Origin of the sequence: Streptomyces sp. NPDC086549 (assembly GCF_044746205.1) — a bacterium.
Taxonomy (GTDB): domain Bacteria; phylum Actinomycetota; class Actinomycetes; order Streptomycetales; family Streptomycetaceae; genus Streptomyces.
On the sequence record NZ_JBIVBS010000044.1, the window covers coordinates 1 to 18,159 of the forward strand.

Consider the following 18,159-nt stretch of genomic DNA (forward strand, 5'->3'; position numbering starts at 1 on the left):
CATGACGATGGAGTCCTTGCCGCCGGAGAACAGGATCACCGGCCGCTCGAACTCGCCCGCCACCTCACGGAAGATGTGCACCGCCTCGGACTCCAGCGAGTCCAGGTGGGAGAGGGAACAGCCCGTCACACCAGCCCCCGCTCCGCCAGCAGCGCGTACACCGCGTCAGCCGACTCCCGCGGGCTCTGCTCCTGTGTGTGCAGCACCAGCGCCGGGTCGGCCGGCGGCTCGTACGGGTCGTCGACCCCCGTCAGGTTCGTCAGCTCGCCCGCGGCCTGCTTGGCGTAGAGCCCCTTCACGTCCCGCTCGCTGCACACCTCGACCGGCGTGGCGACATGCACCTCCAGGTAGGGCGTCGCGCTCTTCTCGTGCCGGGCCCGCACCGCGTCGCGGCTGTCGGCGTACGGCGCGATCACCGGGACGACCGACAGCACGCCGTTGCGCGCGAGCACCTCCGAGACCAGCCCGATGCGCTGCACGTTGGTGTTCCGGTCCTCGCGCGAGAAGCCGAGGCCCGCGGAGAGGAAACGGCGTATCTCGTCGCCGTCGAGGACCTCCACCCGGTGTCCCTCGGCCGTCAACCGGTCACCCAGGAGGCGGGCGATCGTCGTCTTGCCCGCGCTCGGCAGCCCCGTGAGCCAGACAGTGGCTCCCTGAGCCCTTGCCGTGGTGGTCATGCGCAACAGTCCTCTTCTCTAACCCAGGCGAACGGCTCGTTGAACGCTAGGTAAGAAACCTGAGAAGAGGGACGGAAGAAGCTGAGGGTTCCGTGAGTGACGCGTGATGTGTCCGAGGTCACAGTCCCGCGAACGTGGCCCCCGCGTCCCGCAGCCGCTCGTGGAGCTTCCGGAACACCTCCGCCGACCGGACACCCGGCCAGTCTGCGGGCAGCAGGTGCGCCGGGAGGCCGGGGTCGGTGTAAGGGAGATGGCGCCAGGTGTCCAGGGCCAGGAGGTAGTCGCGGTACGCCTCCTCGGGCGGGGTGTCCGCGCGCCGCTCCCAGCCGTGCAGCACGGGCGCGTGCGCGTCGAGGAACGCCTCGTGCTCCTTGGCGATCGCGGCCAGGTCCCACCAGCGCGCGGCCGCCTCGACCGTGGGCGCGAAGCCGAGGTGCTCGCCGCGGAAGAAGTCCACGTACGGGTCGAGCCGCAGGCGCTGGAGGGTGTGCCGGGTCTCCTCGTACAGTCGCGCCGGGGCGATCCACACCCCGGGGGCCGCCGTGCCGAAGCCCAGGCCGGCCAGCCGGGAGCGCAGCACGTGCCGCTTCTGCCGCTCCGACTCGGGCACCGAGAACACGGCGAGCACCCAGCCCGCGTCCTCCGGCGGCGTGGTCGCGTAGATGCGCCGGTCGCCGTCGTCGAGCAACTGCCGTGCGTCGGGCGACAGTTCGTACCCGGCCGCGCCCAGCGCCGTGCGGGCCGGCAGCAGCAGGCCGCGCCGTTTCAGCCGGGAGACCGACGAGCGCACGGAAGGAGCGTCCACGCCGACCGCGGCCAGCAGCCGGATCAGTTCGGCCACGGGTACCGGACCGGACATGAAGCGGCCGTACGCGCCGTAGAGCGTGACGATGAGGGACCGTGGTGCGTGCTGCTCGGACACGTTGATCATCTTAGGTCTTCGTCATCACTGCTGGTCACCATCGGTGCGCAGACGAAATCGCTGGAGTTTGCCGGTCGCCGTGCGGGGCAGGGCGTCGAGGAAGACGATGTCGCGCGGGCATTTGTACGGCGCCAGCTCGGACAGGACGAAGGCGCGCAGTGCCTCGGCGTCCCGCTCCGCACCCTCCTTCATCACGGCGTACGCCACCGCCACCTGCCCGCGGGTCTCGTCGGGCCGCCCGATCACCGCCGCCTCGACCACGTCCGGGTGGCGCAGCAGCGCGTCCTCCACCTCCGGTCCGGCGATGTTGTACCCGGCCGAGATGATCATGTCGTCGGCGCGGGCGACGTACCGGAAGTAGCCGTCGCCCTCACGGACGAAGGTGTCGCCGGTGACGTTCCAGCCGCCGCGCACATACTCCCGCTGCCGTGGGTCGGCGAGATAACGGCACCCGACCGGCCCGCGCACGGCGAGCAGGCCGGGCTCCCCGTCCGGCACCGGATCCCCGTTCTCGTCCTGCACGCGCGCGTGCCACCCCGGTACGGGAACACCCGTGGTCCCCGGCCTGATGTGCTCGTCGGCGGCGGAGATGAAGATGTGCAGCAGCTCGGTGGCGCCTATGCCGTTGATGATCCGCAGGCCGGTGCGCTCGTGCCAGGCGCGCCAGGTGGCGGCGGGCAGGTTCTCACCGGCGGAGACGCAGCGCCGCAGGGACGAGGTGTCGTGGTCGTCCAGCTCGTCGAGCATCGCGCGGTACGCGGTGGGCGCGGTGAACAGCACCGAGACCCGGTGCTCGGCGATCGCGGGCAGCAGCTGCCTGGGGCCGGCCTGTTCGAGGAGCAGGGCGCTGGCTCCGGCGCGCATCGGGAACACCACGAGCCCGCCGAGACCGAAGGTGAAGCCGAGCGGGGGACTGCCCGTGAAGACATCGTCCACATGGGGTCTGAGCACATGCTTCGAGAAGGTGTCCGCTATTGCGAGCACATCCCGGTGGAAGTGCATGCACCCTTTCGGGCGACCGGTGGTGCCGGAGGTGAACGCGATCAGCGCCACGTCGTCGGCCGCGGTGTCGACGGCGGGGTACGGGGTGTCGGGCGCCGGGCGGTTCAGCAGGTCGTCCGGCGCGTCACCGCCGTACGTCGTGACGCGCAGTCCCGGTGTCTCGGCCTTCGTGAGGTCGTCGACGACCCGGATGTCGCACAGCGCGTGCTCCACGCGGGCGATCTCGCAGATCGTGGCCAGTTCGTGCGCGCGCTGCTGGGCCAGCACGGTGACGGCCACCGCGCCCGCCTTCAGCACCGCCAGCCAGCAGGCCGCCAGCCAGGGCGTGGTGGGGCCGCGCAGCAGGACACGGCTGCCGGGGATCACGCCGAGGTCGCGGGTGAGGACGTGCGCGACGTGGTCGACGCGGGCGCAGAGGTCGCCGTAGGACCAGGAGCCGCCGGTGGGCGTGTGGAACACGGGGCGCGTCGGGTCGGCGTGGTTCAGCAGCTCGGCGGCGCAGTTCAGCCGTTCGGGGTAGCGCAGCTCCGGCAGGTCGAAGCGGAGCTCGGGCCACTGGTCGGGCGGCGGCAGGTGGTCGCGCGCGAAGGTGTCGATGTGCGCCGAGACGTTCATGACGATCCGCCCCCTTGCCTGGTGGGCTCGCGTGGGCTCGCGGTGCGCTCGCGCAAGGAGCGTATCGTGTTGGTGACGGCAGTCAACAGTACGCGATACCGTCGGGTGGGGGTCGGTGGCGGCCCGCCGTGGAGGGAGGACCGGCTGTGCCCGCATTCTCGCTCGAACCGGAACAAACCGCCTGGTGCGCCGAGCTGCGCACGCTGGCCGAGGAACGGCTGCGCCCGCTCGCGGAGAAGGGCGAACCCGGCCGGGTCAACCGCCCGCTCCTCGCGGAACTCGGCCGTCTCGGCCTGCTGTCGCGCCTGTTCACCTCCGGCGCCCTCGACCTCTGCCTGATGCGCGAGTCCCTGGCCCGCGCGTGCACGGAGGCCGAGACCGCCCTCGCCCTGCAGGGCCTCGGCGCCCACCCGGTCCACGCCCACGGCACCCCGGCCCAGCGAGAACGCTGGCTGCCCCGCGTGTCCGACGGCACCGCGGTGGCCGCGTTCGCCCTGAGCGAGCCGGGCGCGGGCTCGGACGCGGCGGCCCTGGCGCTGCGGGCGGAGCCGACGGGGGCCGAAGGAGAGGCCGCGGCCTCGGGAACGGGCCCTCGCTACGGGCCGGCCGGGACCTCGCGTGGCCAGGTGCCGACCGGGCCGGACGGGCCTTCGGGCGGCGAAGCGCCACCGACCGGACCGGGTGACACGCTCGCCCCCGGCCCGGCCGCGGGAGGCGTGGAGTCCGCGGGACGCGGTGCCGCGCCACCGACCGGCCGTGCGGCCGGGGCGGGGACCGCCGCGGTCACCTCGCCCGGGACCGCCTCGGGCGCCTGGCCCGGGACCGCCTCGGGCGCCTGGCCCGGGACCACGCCGGACACCGGCCCCACCCTCGACGCCACGCCCGACGGCCCCCGGCGCTGGCGGCTCAGCGGGCGGAAGTGCTGGATCTCCAACGCTCCCGAGGCCGACTTCTACACCGTCTTCGCGCGGACCACTCCCGGCGCCGGCGCCCGCGGTGTGACCGCGTTCCTCGTGCCCGCCGACCGGCCCGGTCTCACCGGGGCCGCCCTGGAGATGCTCTCCCCGCATCCCATCGGCAGCCTCGACTTCGACGCCGTGCCTGTCGGTGAGGACGACGTGCTCGGTGAGGTCGACCGGGGGTTCCGGGTCGCGATGGGCACCCTCAACCTCTTCCGCCCCAGCGTCGGTGCCTTCGCCGTGGGGATGGCACAGGCCGCGCTCGACGCGACCCTGGCCCACACCGCCCGACGGGACGCGTTCGGCGGCAAGTTGATGGACCTGCAGGCGATCGCTCATACCGTCGCGGAGATGGCGCTGCGCACGGAAGCGGCCCGCCTGATGGTGTACGCGGCGGCGACGGCGTACGACGAGGGCGCCCCCGACGTCCCCAAGCGCGCCGCGATGGCGAAGCTGCTCGCCACCGAGACCGCCCAGTACGTCGTCGACGCGGCCGTCCAGCTGCACGGCGCCCGCGCGCTCCAGCGGGGCCATCCGCTCGAACACCTCTACCGCGAAGTGCGCGCGCCGCGTATCTACGAGGGCGCCAGCGAGGTCCAGCGCGGCATCATCGCCAAGGAGTTGTACGCGAACCTGGAGGCCCGGTGACCGCCGAGCGCATCAACCCGTCCGAGCTCTCCCCGCCGACCGGCTTCTCCCACGCCGTCGTCGCCACCGGCACCCGCCTGGTGTTCCTCGCGGGCCAGACCGCTCTCGACGTCAACGGCAAGATCGTCGGCGACACCCTCCCCGAGCAGTTCGAGAAGGCGCTCACCGGCCTCCTGACCGCCCTGCGGGCCGCCGGCGGCACCCCCGCCGACCTCGCCCGTGTCACCGTCTACGCCACCGACGTCGCCGCATACCGCACCCACGCCCCCGAACTCGGCCGCGTCTGGCGCCGGTTGGCGGGCCGGGACTATCCGGCGATGGCGGTCGTCGAGGTCGTACGACTGTGGGACGAACAGGCGCTGGTGGAACTAGACGGCTTCGCGGTGCTGCCCTAGGTCCTGGGTCCCCGTCGGTCAGGCGGCGACCGTCAGCCGTTCGGCCGGGGCCCGGTGCGGCGGCACGACGTTGCCGTCGGCGCGCAGCTCGCCCGTGTCGTCGAAGACGATCCCCCCGTCGCACAGCAGACTCCAACCCTGCTCGGGGTGGGCGGCGACGATGTGCGGGGCGCCGCTGTCGCGGTTCGGGGTCTGATGGGAACACATGGCACACCTCCGAGTCGGATGTGACGGGTGCCGACGGCCCTCTCGCCATCCGGCACGAGTAGACCATGCTCCCCTCGTGGACTCCTCGGAACGGCCTGCAGCGAAGTGTGACAACACACGGACAACTCCCTGACCGTTCCACGACCGCCGTGACTCGCCACCGACCGAGTGACGGTCACACCCCGCGCCGCGCCCGCCCGGTACCAGTGGAACCCCTACCCCACGATCCGGGAGGCACCCCCCATGCCCGTACGCCTCGCCCTCGCCGCGGCCGCCGGAGCCGCCGCGCTGCTGTGCGCCGCGGCCGCCGTGCCCGCGACCGCCGACCCCAACGAGACCGTGACCGTCGCCCCGACGGGCCGCATCGCGCCGGACGGCACCGTCACCCTCTCCGGCACCTACCGCTGCACCGGCAGCACAGGGCCGGTGTTCGTCAGCTCCTCCGTCAGCCAGGCCCCTTCGACCGTCAAGCACGGCATCGGCGGCACCCTGGCGGTGTGCGACGGTGCCGAACACACCTGGGAGAACAACGGCCAGGTCCCGTCGGACGCGCTCGCGCCCGGCACGGCCCACGTCGAGGCCACCCTCATGGAGCTGCGTCCTCAGGGCGGTCTGCCGCTGCCGTACTTCCACGCGCTCCGGCAGCAGGACGTGACGCTCGTCGAGGGCTGAGCGCTCCGCCGTCCGACGGCCCGGCACCTCAATGGGCGCCGGGCCGCCCGGCGTTCAGGCGCCGTGCGACATCGTGTCGTCCGTGCACGCGAGGTGGATGGTCAGGTCGGCCGGGCTCGCCTGGGCGTGATTGGACACCTGCGACTTGTGCACGGTGACGATCCAGCCGGCGGCGTGGTCGTTCGGGCGGCTCTCGACGACGTCGGCCGACTGAGGGGCGAGGCGTGCGCCCTTCCCGGCGCTCACGGTGAATCCGCCGCTGTAGACGTGCTGCATGGCGGGGCAGAACGCCTCGTGCGGCCTGCCGTCGGCGCCGTCCTTGAAGAACTGGGCGACATGGCGCGGCGGCTCGGGCGGGTCGGCCATGGACGGGGAGGCGGCACAGACGAGCAGGGCCGCGGCGCCCGCGGTCACGGCGAGGGCGGTGCGTGTTCGGGGCATGGGTGTGCTCCTCGAAGGGGGACAGGGGACTGGTCGCGACCATTGCAGCCGTGGTGATCAACGGGCTTCCGGCGGACACGCAGCGTTACACCCCATCGGGGCAAAGCGGTCAACCTTTCGAGCAGACAGCCCTAAATCGCTACGCTGCGTGATTTACTGACCCCATTCCGTCACTCTGTGTGGTTGCCTCGCGTCGTCCCAGGGCGCTCAGGGCACCGCCATGCCCTGTCCCATGAGGAGTCCCCATGTCCCGGAGAGGGAGATGGACGTTCGCGGCCGGCTGCGCGGCGATCGTCCTGTCCGTCACCGCCCCCGCCGTCTGCGCCGCCCCGTCCCGTCTCGTCCCCCTGCCGTCCTCGGCGCGGGCGGCCGATCCGCACCCGCACGGGGTGCGCATCACCCAGGAAGAACTCGACAAGGAGATCCGCCCCGAGGAGGTCAAGGCCTTCGGCCGGGCGCAGGCCGAACAGATGGCCCGCGACCGCATCGGCCTGCGCGCCGTCGACCGCGGCTACCCGCAGCCCCTGCGCAACCGCAGCCTCAAGCGGCTCACCGACTCGCAGCAGGAGCAGAACGGGAAGTTCGACCCGGCGGTGTTCGGGAAGTTCACCGACTACTTCTCCAGCCCGGACTACGGCGACCACGTCGCCCTGCTGCCCACCGGAAAGGTCCTGCTGTTCTCCTTCGAGGCCGTCGAGGACAGCCCCAACAAGGAGACCGCGCCCACCGAGGTCATCGGCCGGGACAACGCCGGACGTGCCTACGTCTGGGATCCCGCCAAGGGCACCGGCGCCGCCGCCTTCAAGGCCGTACCGCCGCCCGTGGTCAACATGGACGACGGCCTGGACGAGCCGCGCGCCGCGCCGATCTTCTGCGCCGGACACTCCTACCTGCCCAACGGCATGGTGGGCATCTTCGGCGGCAACCTCGGCGGCAACCACGGCACCGGCGCCCACCTCGCCCTGGTCTTCGACCCGTGGACCGAGACGTGGTACCGGCAGCAGGACATGGCCGAGGGCCGCTGGTACCCGTCCGTCGTCACCGGCGCCGACGGCCGGCAGTTCATCACCTCCGGGCACGGTGACACCGGCTGGGGCAAGCTCTCCCGGACGATCGAGCGCTTCCCGGCCAAGGGCACCGGCGTCACGTACGACAAGGCGACCAAGCCCGTCGGCCAGGGGCTCGACAAGTGGAAGATCAAGGCCGATTACATGGCCGACTACCCGCACCTGTTCTCCCTGCGGGACGGCCTGATCTACGGCTTCGGCCGCAACTTCGACGAGCAGTTCGTCTTCGACCCGCAGACCGAGACCGAACAGGTGCTGCGCTCCCGCCCCGGCGGCGGCATGCGCAACTACGGCTCCGCGGTGGCGCTGCCCAACGGGAAGAACGGCCCCGACTCCGTGCTGATCCTCGGCGGCGACCGCAACGACCCCAAGACGTACAAGTTCTCCGGCGGCCGCTGGACCGAGGACACCCCCCGTGCCTTCGGCCGCACCCAGGACGACACGCTGATCTTTCCCGACGGGCGGCTGTGGACCGTCAACGGCGGCTATGACATCCGCGACTACGGAAACGGCCTGTACAACCCCAACGCCGACGAGAAGTACCGCCAGACCGAGCTGCGCGGCACCGACGGCACCTGGCGGCTCGGCCCCGTCCAGCGGCTGCCGCGCGGCTACCACTCCAACGCCGTGATCCTGCCCGACGGCCGCATCATGATCACCGGCGACGAGCTGCAGCAGATCGCCAACAACCCGGACATCAAGTCCGGGATGAACGGCACCATCGAGATCTTCGAGCCGCCGTACCTGCACCAGGGCGGTGTCCGCCCGACCCTGACCGACGTGCCGAGCGGACCCCTCGGCTACAACGCCGACCTCCGGGTCAGCACGAGCACGCCCGAACAGGCGGCGAAGGCCGTCCTGATGGCACCCATCACCTCCACCCACTCGGTGGACACCAGCCAGCGCCGTATCGAACTGGACATCACCAGCCGCGCCGGCAACAAGCTCGTCCTCACCACCCCGCCGTCCGCGAAGGACGCGCCGCCCGGCTTCTACCTGCTCTTCCTGCTCGACGACCGGGGTGTCCCCAGCGTCGCCAGGTGGGTGCAGCTCAAGCCCAACGCCTGACCCCTGTTCGTCCCCTGCCGCCGGACACCCCGGGCAGCGCTGCCCACGGCGCCGCCCGGGCCGGCCGGCTCCGCATGTCCCAATCCGTTGACACCTGTCCCTGTCTGTCCCCACCATCAAGGGAGTTCCATGACCACCCCCCTGCCGCTGCGCGACAGTACGGAGATCCAGGGCGACATCCTCGCCGGGTTCAAGAAGGACCACATGACCCTGCTCTTCCTCCAGTTCGGCGACATGACCGCCGCCCGGAACTGGCTGGCCGGGCTGGTCCCCGACATCGCCACCACCCAGCAGGTCGCCCCCTTCAACACGAAGTTCCACGACGCCCGCGTCAACTCCGCCGGTGACGACCCGAAGAACCTCAAGGCCACCTGGCTCGGCCTGAGTTTCACCCACCCCGGGATCCTGTTCCTCACGGGCAAGGAGCAGGTGTTCGACAAGGTGCCCACGGGCGGCACGGTCCAGGCGTTCGTGCAGGGGTCCGCCGCCCGCGCCAAGGCCCTGGGCGACACCGGCGGCAACGACCCGAAGCACTGGATCTTCGGCGCCGACCACCGGCCCGTCATCCACGCCGTGCTCACCATCGCGGCCGACCTCGAAACCGACCGCAACACCGAGCTGAACCGGCAGCTGGAGGCCGCCTCCCGGGCCAGTGTGCTGATCGTCCACCAGCAGAACGGGGCCACGCTGCCCGGCAACCGCCGGGGCAAGGAGCACTTCGGCTTCAAGGACGGCGTCAGCGAACCGTTCGTCGTGGGCTTCGACGACCCGGCGGAGGCCGAGGGCGCCCGGATGATTCCGGCCGGCCAGTTCGTCCTCGGCACCGACAACACCCCTATGCCCACGGGCGCTCCCGAGTGGATGAAGTACGGCTCCTTCCAGGTCGTACGACGTCTCGCCCAGGACGTCCCCGGCTGGTGGGCACAGGTCAACGCCGAACTCCAGAAGCTGAGGGAGGCCAAGGTGGTCGGCGAGAACACGAAGAGCGAGTGGCTCGCCGCCCGCCTGGTGGGCCGCTGGCGCTGTGGCGCCTCGGTCGCCAGGTTCCCCGACCAGTCGCCCCCGCCGGGCACCAGACCCGACAACGACCTCACCTTCCGGGACGACCCCGACGGCGTCATCACCCCACTCTTCTCCCACCTGCGCAAGACCGCTCCGCGCGACGGACTGGTCGACGGAGGCGAACCGGTCGACGAGAGCTTCATGGACGTACGCCGCATCATCCGGCGCGGCATCCCCTACGGCGCCCCCTTCGACCCCGCCAACGAGGACGGGGGAGGCCCCGACGAGCAGCGGGGCCTGCTCTTCGTCTGCTACCAGGCCGACCTGGCCAAGCAGTTCGAGTTCATCCAGGCCGACTGGGTCAACGACCCCAACTTCCCGCACGACCGCGACCCCAAGCCCGGACCGGACCCGATGGTCAGCGGCCAGCTGCCGGGAGTCGCCCGGGGTGAGGTCGCCTTCGAGAGCCGCGTCGACGGCGACCGGAAGACCACCACGCTCCACTTCCAGCCCTTCGTGACCACCGAGGGCTCCGTCTACGCCTTCGCCCCGTCCATCAGCACGCTGCGCGGTCTCAGCCAGGGCCGCCTGGAGGCCGCGGCCCCGGACAACGGCGCGCAGACCGGGACCGGGCAGTGGCAGGCGACCGGCACGACCGGCGGCCAGACCCGCCCGCCGGAGCCGCCCGCGCAGCCGGGCCCGGTGGACGAGATCCTGCCCTGGCCGGACGTCGAGGGCCGGTACTGGACCTTCTCCGGGCGAACCGTCCGCGTCATCGGCACGGGCGGCCGCATCGGCCCGCTGACCACGGAGTCCGACGACCGCACCGGTGTCCTCGTCGACACCGTCGGCGACCTCTCGGTCTGGCCCGCGCTGGCGGGCGTCGAGCGGGTCGACGCGATCCTGCCGGTTCCGGACGAGCAGTGCGTGGGCGGCGAGAGCGGCTACTGGCTCTTCCACACGGTGAACGGCACCCAGGTCTACCGCCGGATCGCCATCGCCCTCGACGCCCGCTACACCAACCGCCGCGTCGGTGACGACCAGCCGCTCAGCCGCTGGGCGACCCTCACCGACGTCACGCGCGTCGACGCGGTGCTGCCGGTGCCGGACCTGCACCGCGTCGACGGCAGGTCGCAGTACTGGCTCTTCCACACCACTCCGCAGGGCCAGCGCTACCGTCTGATCTCCGTCGCCGACGGCGGCATGCACACCGACGAACTGGTGCGCGGCGACCGCGACCTGACCAAGTGGCGCTCCTTCCAGGGCATCACCAGGATCGACGCCTTCCACTTCGTCCCCGGCAGGTACCGCGTGGGCGGCCAGACCTGGTGCTGGGTCTTCCACCAGGACCAGTACCGCCTCATCAGCATCGCCGACGGCTCGGGCCACCCCGACTCCCTGGTCCGCCAGGACCGCCCGAACACGGCCTGGTTCCGCAGGCCTTGACGGCCCCACCGAATAAACGGCCCGGCAGAGCGAGACTCTGCCGGGCCGTTTGTCACTGGTGCCCACGAAGCGATATGCACCCGATAGGGGTGCGGCGGCATCCCGCCAAAGGGCGCTCAGATGTCCCGGAAGATCTCGATCTGCGCCCCGATCGAGTTGAGGCGCTCGGCGAGGTCCTCGTAACCGCGGTTGATGACGTACACGTTGCGCAGTACCGAGGTGCCCTCGGCCGCCATCATCGCCAGCAGGACGACCACGGCCGGCCGCAGCGCGGGCGGGCACATCATCTCGGCGGCGCGCCAGCGGGTCGGGCCCTCGACCAGGACGCGGTGGGGGTCGAGGAGCTGGAGCCGGCCGCCGAGGCGGTTGAGGTCCGTCAGGTAGATGGCCCGGTTGTCGTAGACCCAGTCGTGGATCAGCGTCTTGCCCTGGGCGACCGCGGCGATGGCCGCGAAGAACGGGACGTTGTCGATGTTCAGGCCGGGGAACGGCATCGGGTGGATCTTGTCGATCGGCGCCTCCAGCTTGGAGGGCCGGACGGTGAGGTCCACCAGCCGGGTGCGCCCGTTGTCGGCGACGTACTCGGGCGTGCGGTCGTGGTCGAGGCCCATCTCCTCCAGGACCGCCAGCTCGATCTCCAGGAACTCGATGGGGACGCGGCGGACGGTCAGTTCCGACTCCGTGACGACCGCGGCGGCCAGCAGGCTCATCGCCTCGACCGGGTCCTCGGAGGGGGAGTAGTCGACGTCGGTGTCGATGTCCGGCACACCGTGCACGGTGAGGGTCGTGGTGCCGATGCCCTCGACCTTGACGCCCAGTGCCTCCAGGAAGAAGCAGAGGTCCTGGACCATGTAGTTGGAGGACGCGTTGCGGATGACGGTGACGCCGTCGTGCCGGGCCGCGGCGAGCAGCGCGTTCTCGGTCACGGTGTCGCCGCGCTCGGTCAGCACGATCGGACGGTCGGGGCGGACGGACCGGTCGACCTGGGCGTGGTACTGGCCCTCGGTGGCGGCGATGTCGAGCCCGAAGCGGCGCAGCGCGATCATGTGCGGCTCGATGGTCCGCGTGCCGAGGTCGCAGCCGCCGGCGTACGGCAGCTTGAAGGCGTCCATCCGGTGCAGCAGCGGGCCGAGGAACATGATGATGGAGCGCGTGCGTACGGCCGCCTCGGCGTCGATGGCGCCCATGTCGAGCTCGCTCGGCGGCACGATCTCCAGGTCGACCCCGTCGTTGATCCACCGCGTCCGCACGCCGATCGAGCTGAGCACCTCCAGCAGGCGGTACACCTCCTCGATCCGGGCGACCCGGCGCAGCACCGTGCGGCCCTTGTTGAGGAGCGTCGCGCACAGCAGGGCCACGCACGCGTTCTTGCTCGTCTTCACGTCGATCGCGCCGGACAGCCGGCGGCCGCCGACCACCCGCAGATGCATCGGGCCCGCATAGCCCAACGAGACGATTTCGCTGTCCAGGGCTTCACCGATTCGAGCGATCATCTCAAGGCTGATGTTTTGGTTGCCGCGCTCGATGCGATTGACGGCGCTCTGACTGGTGCCGAGCGCCTCCGCGAGCTGTGCCTGTGTCCAGCCACGGTGTTGGCGGGCGTCACGGATGAGCTTGCCGATGCGTACGAGGTAGTCGTCTGCCATGAGGCTGAGGCTATCTCAGATATGAGATGGCGCCTGTTGGGGGGTCCATTCGGGTGATGGAGTGTCAGGGTACGCCCAGGAGTAGGGGTGCAATCAGGGTTAATCAGGTCATGTCGCACATAAGTTTTGTGTACTGGTTTGCGAAGAGCGAGCGCTCTTCGAGGGTGGCCGTCGGCGCGGGGGTGGGCGCGGTTGTGGTTCATGCCACTGGATCCCGGAGCGGCGGGGTCGGTCCGGACATGACCATCCGGCCCCCGTGTACTAGAGTTATCTCGACATCGAGATATCTGCCGAGGAGCACCGCAGCCGCCACCCCGGTAAGGGTTACCTAACTTAGCCTTACCTTAGCGGAACGGTCGAGATGCCGTGGCGGCAGGATCGTGGTGAGTACGCGCACATCAATGAAGGAGACTGTCGTGTCGGCGAACAGCTTCGACGCCCGCAGCACGCTGCAGGTGGGCGACGAGTCGTACGAGATCTTCCGGCTGGACAAGGTGGAGGGCTCGGCCCGGCTGCCGTACAGCCTCAAGGTCCTGCTGGAGAACCTGCTCCGCACGGAGGACGGCGCGAACATCACCGCCGACCACATCCGCGCCCTGGGCGGCTGGGACTCGCAGGCCCAGCCGAGCCAGGAGATCCAGTTCACGCCGGCCCGCGTGATCATGCAGGACTTCACCGGCGTTCCCTGTGTCGTGGACCTCGCGACCATGCGTGAGGCCGTGAAGGAGCTGGGCGGCGACCCGGCGAAGATCAACCCGCTGGCCCCGGCCGAGCTGGTCATCGACCACTCCGTCATCGCCGACAAGTTCGGCACCAACGACGCCTTCAAGCAGAACGTCGAGCTGGAGTACGGCCGCAACAAGGAGCGCTACCAGTTCCTGCGCTGGGGCCAGACCGCCTTCGACGAGTTCAAGGTCGTCCCGCCGGGCACCGGCATCGTCCACCAGGTCAACATCGAGCACCTGGCCCGCACCGTCATGGTGCGGGGCGGGCAGGCCTACCCCGACACCCTGGTCGGCACCGACTCGCACACCACGATGGTCAACGGCCTCGGTGTGCTGGGCTGGGGCGTCGGCGGCATCGAGGCCGAGGCCGCCATGCTCGGCCAGCCGGTCTCCATGCTCATCCCGCGCGTCGTCGGCTTCAAGCTGACCGGTGAGCTGCCCGCCGGCACCACCGCCACGGACCTCGTGCTGACCATCACCGAGATGCTCCGCAAGCACGGTGTGGTCGGCAAGTTCGTCGAGTTCTACGGCGAGGGCGTGGCCGCCACCTCCCTGGCCAACCGCGCCACCATCGGCAACATGTCGCCGGAGTTCGGCTCCACCGCCGCGATCTTCCCGATCGACGACGAGACCCTGAAGTACCTGCGTCTGACCGGCCGCTCCGACCAGCAGGTCGCGCTCGTCGAGGCCTACGCCAAGGAGCAGGGCCTCTGGCTGGACCCGACGGCCGAGCCGGACTTCTCCGAGAAGCTGGAGCTGGACCTCTCGACGGTCGTCCCGTCGATCGCCGGCCCGAAGCGCCCGCAGGACCGCATCGTCCTCGCCAACGCCGCCGAGCAGTTCAAGACCGACGTCCTGAACTACGTCACCACCGCCGACGAGGCGGGCGAGGAGTCCTTCCCGGCCTCCGACTCCCCGGCCGTCCACCCCAACGGTGCCCCGTCCAACCCGGTCCAGGTCACCGCCCCCGACGGCACGACCTACACCATCGACCACGGTGCGGTGACGGTCGCGGCCATCACCTCCTGCACCAACACCTCGAACCCGTACGTCATGGTCGCCGCCGCCCTGGTGGCCAAGAAGGCGGTCGAGAAGGGCCTGACCCGCAAGCCGTGGGTCAAGACCACCCTCGCCCCGGGCTCGAAGGTCGTCACCGACTACTTCGACAAGGCCGGTCTGACGCCGTACCTCGACAAGGTCGGCTTCAACCTGGTCGGCTACGGCTGCACCACCTGCATCGGCAACTCCGGCCCGCTGCCGGAGGAGGTCTCCAAGGCCGTCAACGACCACGACCTCGCGGTCACCTCGGTCCTCTCCGGCAACCGGAACTTCGAGGGCCGGATCAACCCCGACGTCAAGATGAACTACCTGGCCTCCCCGCCGCTGGTCGTCGCGTACGCCCTCGCGGGCTCCATGAAGGTGGACATCACCAAGGACGCCCTCGGCACCGACCAGGACGGCAAGCCGGTCTACCTGACCGACATCTGGCCGACCGAGGCCGAGGTCAACGACGTCGTGGCGAACGCCATCGGCGAGGACATGTTCAACAAGTCCTACCAGGACGTCTTCGCGGGCGACGCCCAGTGGCAGTCCCTCCCGGTCCCGACCGGCAACACCTTCGAGTGGGACGCCGAGTCGACCTACGTCCGCAAGCCCCCGTACTTCGAGGGCATGGGCATGGAGCCGGCGCCCGTCACCGACATCGCCGGTGCGCGCGTCCTCGCCAAGCTGGGCGACTCGGTCACCACCGACCACATCTCCCCGGCCGGCGCCATCAAGGCCGACACCCCGGCCGGCAAGTACCTCACCGAGCACGGTGTGGAGCGTCGTGACTTCAACTCCTACGGCTCCCGCCGTGGCAACCACGAGGTCATGATCCGCGGTACGTTCGCCAACATCCGCCTGCGCAACCAGATCGCGCCGGGCACCGAGGGCGGCTACACCCGCGACTTCACCCAGGCGGACGCGCCGGTGTCGTTCATCTACGACGCCTCGCGCAACTACATCGAGCAGGGCATCCCGCTGGTCGTCCTGGCCGGCAAGGAGTACGGCTCCGGCTCCTCCCGCGACTGGGCCGCCAAGGGCACCGCGCTGCTCGGCGTCAAGGCCGTCATCGCCGAGTCGTACGAGCGCATCCACCGCTCGAACCTCATCGGCATGGGCGTCCTGCCGCTCCAGTTCCCGGAGGGCCAGTCCGCCGAGTCCCTCGGTCTGACCGGCGAGGAGACCTTCTCCTTCTCCGGTGTCACCGAGCTGAACGAGGGCACCACGCCTCGCACGGTCAAGGTCACCACCGACACGGGCGTCGAGTTCGACGCGGTCGTCCGCATCGACACCCCCGGTGAGGCCGACTACTACCGCAACGGCGGCATCATGCAGTACGTGCTGCGCAGCCTGATCCGCAAGTAAGCGGCAGGGCACGGCGGTACAGGGCCGCATCCCCGGTGACGGGGGTGCGGCCCTTCGCCGTGTCCGAGCCGGGTCACGCCTTGTTACGCCGTGTTACGTCCCAGGTCATCACCCATGCTCAGGCTGAACACAGGATTCCCCCAGCGGACCGGGACAGGATCGATACATGTCTGGCACCCCCGCGTCCCGAACCGGCCGCGTCCGCATGATCGTCGCCGACGACGAGCCCGGCTTCACCGAGCCGCTCTCCGCAGCCGTCACCGAGGCGGGCCGGCGGCCCCGCCCGGCCGCCGACGGGCAGAGCGCGCCGCGGCTCGCCCGCGCCCCGCACGCCGTCGTGCTCGAAGGGATGCTGCCCGACCTGGACGGGATCCGCCGAGGGCGGGCGCAGGTGATCCACACCGTACGCGGCAGGGGACACGTCATCCGGGACGTGGAGGCCGGAAGATGACTGCCCGGCCGAGGGAGCGCTCCCGCTCCCTGCGCACCCGCCTTCTGGTCCTCATCACCGCCACCCTGGTCTGCGTGTGCGCCGCGATGGCCCTGACGACCGCCTTCGCCCAACGCGCCTATCTGCTGGGCAACCTGGACGACCGGGTCAGCGACGCCGCCGAGCGCAGCGTGGGCGGCGCGGCGCTGCACCCGGAGCTCACCGGAGACCTGACGTTCCTCGACGAGAACGGCGGTCCGGCGGGCATGCTCGCCGCCCGGCTCGACGCGCACGGCAGGATCATCTCCGCCGCGGTGGTCGGCAAGGAATCCGGCCGGCGCGATCTCACCACCGCCCAGCGCGCGGCGCTCGCGGGGATCGAGGCCGACGGCTCGACGCACACCCGGACGGTGCCCGGACTCGGCACCTACCGGCTCACCGTCCTGGACGCGAGCGGGATCCGTGTCCTCGCCGGCCTCCCCATGGACGACGTACTGGACATGATCAGCGGGCTGGTGGAGGTCGAGGCGGCCGTCGCGATCGTGGGCCTCACGATCGCCGGCTGTGCGTCCGCGGTCGTCATCCGGCGCCAGCTGCGGCCGCTCGGCAGGGTCGCCGCGACGGCCGTAGAGGTCTCCCGTGACCCCCTCGGCCGCGGCGAGGAGGCGGGCCTCACCCGGGTGCCCGAACGGGACACCGACGCGCGCAGTGAGGCCGGCCAGGTCGGCGCCGCCCTGAACCACATGATCGACCATGTCGAGGCCTCGCTCGCGGAACGCCGGCGCAGCGAGGAGCGGGTGCGCCGCAGCGAGGAGCGGATGCGGCGCTTCCTGGCCGACGCCAGCCATGAACTCCGCACGCCGCTTGCGTCCATCGCCGGATACGCGGAGCTGATGAACCGCGGCACCGACCGCATCCCGCCGGACCTGGCCTGGCGCCGGGTCACCGCGGAGTCGGCACGGATGACGGGCCTGGTGGAGGACCTGCTGCTGCTCGCCCGCCTGGACGAGGGGCGGGCGTTGCACTCCGCCGAGGTGGACCTCGCCGCGCTGGTCGCCGAGGCCGTGTGGGACGCGCGGGGCGCGGGCGGCGACCACGTCTGGCAACTCGAACTCTCGCTGGAAGCCCCCGCGCCGGTGATGGGCGACGAGGCCCGCCTACGACAGGTGGTGGCCAACCTCTTGGCCAACGCGCGTGTGCACACGCCCGTCGGCACGACGGTGGTCGCCTCCGTCGAATCCACGGACACCCACCACGTCATCCGTGTCCGCGACGATGGCCCCGGCATCCCGCCGGAGCTGCTCCCGACCGTCTTCGAACGCTTCACCCGGGCCGACACCTCCCGCTCCCGCGCCCCCGGCTCGGGGGCCGGTTCGGGCCTGGGTCTCGCGATCGCCGCGGGCCTCACGGTGGCTCACGGCGGCGGCATCCGCGTGGACAGCGCTCCCGGCCGGACCGAGTTCACCGTCGAACTCCCCGCGGCGGCTCCGCCTGAACGCACCCGCGTCGCAGACGGGCAGAGTCACGCCGGAGCTTCCGGAGCTTCCGGAGCTTCCGGAGCTTCCGGAGCTTCCGGAGCTTCCGGAGCTTCCGGAGCTTCCGGAGCTTCCGGAGCTTCCGGAGCTTCCGGCGGAGCTTCCGGAGCTTCCGGAGCGTCCGTCCCGGCCGAGTCTTCGGACGACGGGATGCCCGTGGTTTCCGGTAGTGCTTGTTCGGCCCAGATGACTTTGCCCTGGGGGGTGTAGCGGGTGCCCCAGCGTTCGGCCATCTGGGAGACGAGGAAGAGGCCGCGGCCGCCTTCGTCGGTGGTGGCGGCGTAGCGCAGGTG

The 18,159-nt window shown here is 71.0% G+C and carries 14 protein-coding genes and 2 pseudogenes; 8 read left to right on the top strand and 8 right to left on the bottom strand.

Annotated elements, in window-relative coordinates:
• From ACIPSA_RS50440 to ACIPSA_RS50455, 4 genes and pseudogenes are all read right to left on the bottom strand, one after another.
• Positions 1–129, bottom strand: a pseudogene (locus ACIPSA_RS50440) (sulfate adenylyltransferase small subunit); the annotation flags it as partial.
• Positions 126–677 (bottom strand): adenylyl-sulfate kinase, encoded by a 552-nt coding sequence (gene cysC / locus ACIPSA_RS50445; protein ID WP_402648832.1) that lies wholly within the window; start codon positions 675–677, stop codon positions 126–128. The gene cysC and the pseudogene ACIPSA_RS50440, both read right to left, overlap by 4 nt.
• Before the next feature lie 118 nt (positions 678–795).
• Positions 796–1,608, bottom strand: coding sequence for a PaaX family transcriptional regulator C-terminal domain-containing protein (locus ACIPSA_RS50450; RefSeq protein WP_402648834.1), 813 nt, complete (start codon positions 1,606–1,608; stop codon positions 796–798).
• 15 nt (positions 1,609–1,623) lie between these two features.
• On the bottom strand, positions 1,624–3,216 hold the full coding sequence (locus ACIPSA_RS50455; protein ID WP_402648835.1) for an AMP-binding protein: 1,593 nt from the start codon (positions 3,214–3,216) through the stop codon (positions 1,624–1,626).
• 146 nt (positions 3,217–3,362) lie between these two features.
• Here ACIPSA_RS50455 and ACIPSA_RS50460 point away from each other — a divergent pair, with 146 nt between their 5' ends.
• Both ACIPSA_RS50460 and ACIPSA_RS50465 read left to right on the top strand, forming a co-directional pair.
• Positions 3,363–4,823 carry an acyl-CoA dehydrogenase family protein gene (locus tag ACIPSA_RS50460; RefSeq protein WP_402648841.1) on the top strand — a complete coding sequence of 487 codons (1,461 nt, stop codon included), beginning with the start codon at positions 3,363–3,365 and terminating at the stop codon, positions 4,821–4,823.
• Positions 4,820–5,218, top strand: a complete 399-nt coding sequence (locus ACIPSA_RS50465; protein WP_402648844.1) for a RidA family protein — start codon at positions 4,820–4,822, stop codon at positions 5,216–5,218. The genes ACIPSA_RS50460 and ACIPSA_RS50465 overlap by 4 nt, the downstream gene beginning before the upstream one ends.
• Before the next feature lie 18 nt (positions 5,219–5,236).
• On the opposite strand, the gene ACIPSA_RS50470 is transcribed toward ACIPSA_RS50465, so the two are convergent.
• Complete coding sequence (locus tag ACIPSA_RS50470) at positions 5,237–5,425, bottom strand: DUF5999 family protein (RefSeq protein WP_402648847.1); 189 nt, start codon at positions 5,423–5,425, stop codon at positions 5,237–5,239.
• Between the two features lie 243 nt (positions 5,426–5,668).
• On the opposite strand from ACIPSA_RS50470, the gene ACIPSA_RS50475 reads away from it, so the two are divergent.
• On the top strand, positions 5,669–6,097 hold the full coding sequence (locus tag ACIPSA_RS50475; RefSeq protein WP_402648866.1) for a DUF6299 family protein: 429 nt from the start codon (positions 5,669–5,671) through the stop codon (positions 6,095–6,097).
• 54 nt (positions 6,098–6,151) lie between these two features.
• Here the strand turns inward: ACIPSA_RS50475 and ACIPSA_RS50480 are convergent, their stop codons facing one another.
• Positions 6,152–6,538 carry a hypothetical protein gene (locus ACIPSA_RS50480; RefSeq protein WP_402648849.1) on the bottom strand — a complete coding sequence of 129 codons (387 nt, stop codon included), beginning with the start codon at positions 6,536–6,538 and terminating at the stop codon, positions 6,152–6,154.
• 245 nt (positions 6,539–6,783) lie between these two features.
• On the opposite strand from ACIPSA_RS50480, the gene ACIPSA_RS50485 reads away from it, so the two are divergent.
• A complete protein-coding gene (locus ACIPSA_RS50485) occupies positions 6,784–8,673 on the top strand; it encodes a galactose oxidase-like domain-containing protein (protein ID WP_402648852.1) in 1,890 nt (629 codons plus the stop codon).
• A gap of 129 nt (positions 8,674–8,802) precedes the next feature.
• Entirely contained in the window at positions 8,803–11,121 is a 2,319-nt protein-coding gene (locus tag ACIPSA_RS50490) for a Dyp-type peroxidase (RefSeq protein WP_402648855.1), read from the top strand.
• A 116-nt stretch (positions 11,122–11,237) separates the two neighbouring features.
• Here the strand turns inward: ACIPSA_RS50490 and ACIPSA_RS50495 are convergent, their stop codons facing one another.
• Positions 11,238–12,767: a helix-turn-helix domain-containing protein gene (locus tag ACIPSA_RS50495; protein WP_402648858.1), complete on the bottom strand. Its 1,530-nt coding sequence runs from the start codon at positions 12,765–12,767 to the stop codon at positions 11,238–11,240.
• A gap of 416 nt (positions 12,768–13,183) precedes the next feature.
• Between ACIPSA_RS50495 and acnA the strand changes: the two genes are divergently transcribed.
• The 3 genes from acnA (at position 13,184) to ACIPSA_RS50510 (ending at position 18,076) form a co-directional block, all read left to right on the top strand.
• Positions 13,184–15,901 (top strand): aconitate hydratase AcnA, encoded by a 2,718-nt coding sequence (gene acnA, locus ACIPSA_RS50500; RefSeq protein ID WP_402648860.1) that lies wholly within the window; start codon positions 13,184–13,186, stop codon positions 15,899–15,901.
• 166 nt (positions 15,902–16,067) lie between these two features.
• A complete protein-coding gene (locus ACIPSA_RS50505) occupies positions 16,068–16,352 on the top strand; it encodes a hypothetical protein (protein WP_402648862.1) in 285 nt (94 codons plus the stop codon).
• Entirely contained in the window at positions 16,349–18,076 is a 1,728-nt protein-coding gene (locus ACIPSA_RS50510) for an ATP-binding protein (protein WP_402648864.1), read from the top strand. Before ACIPSA_RS50505 ends, ACIPSA_RS50510 begins: the two co-directional genes overlap by 4 nt.
• On the opposite strand, the pseudogene ACIPSA_RS50515 reads toward ACIPSA_RS50510, so the two are convergent.
• Positions 18,019–18,159: pseudogene (locus tag ACIPSA_RS50515) on the bottom strand (ATP-binding protein); the annotation flags it as partial. The gene ACIPSA_RS50510 and the pseudogene ACIPSA_RS50515 sit on opposite strands and share 58 nt — an antisense overlap.

Bases quoted from the DNA above. Each gene is read 5' to 3' on its own strand.
- cysC (WP_402648832.1), bottom strand. From the start codon at position 677: ATGACCACCACGGCAAGGGCTCAGGGAGCCACTGTCTGGCTCACGGGG.
- ACIPSA_RS50450 (WP_402648834.1), bottom strand. From the start codon at position 1,608: ATGATCAACGTGTCCGAGCAGCACGCACCACGGTCCCTCATCGTCACG.
- ACIPSA_RS50455 (WP_402648835.1), bottom strand. From the start codon at position 3,216: ATGAACGTCTCGGCGCACATCGACACCTTCGCGCGCGACCACCTGCCG.
- ACIPSA_RS50470 (WP_402648847.1), bottom strand. From the start codon at position 5,425: ATGTGTTCCCATCAGACCCCGAACCGCGACAGCGGCGCCCCGCACATC.
- ACIPSA_RS50475 (WP_402648866.1), top strand. From the start codon at position 5,669: ATGCCCGTACGCCTCGCCCTCGCCGCGGCCGCCGGAGCCGCCGCGCTG.
- ACIPSA_RS50480 (WP_402648849.1), bottom strand. From the start codon at position 6,538: ATGCCCCGAACACGCACCGCCCTCGCCGTGACCGCGGGCGCCGCGGCC.
- ACIPSA_RS50485 (WP_402648852.1), top strand. From the start codon at position 6,784: ATGTCCCGGAGAGGGAGATGGACGTTCGCGGCCGGCTGCGCGGCGATC.
- ACIPSA_RS50490 (WP_402648855.1), top strand. From the start codon at position 8,803: ATGACCACCCCCCTGCCGCTGCGCGACAGTACGGAGATCCAGGGCGAC.
- ACIPSA_RS50495 (WP_402648858.1), bottom strand. From the start codon at position 12,767: ATGGCAGACGACTACCTCGTACGCATCGGCAAGCTCATCCGTGACGCC.
- ACIPSA_RS50505 (WP_402648862.1), top strand. From the start codon at position 16,068: ATGTCTGGCACCCCCGCGTCCCGAACCGGCCGCGTCCGCATGATCGTC.
- ACIPSA_RS50510 (WP_402648864.1), top strand. From the start codon at position 16,349: ATGACTGCCCGGCCGAGGGAGCGCTCCCGCTCCCTGCGCACCCGCCTT.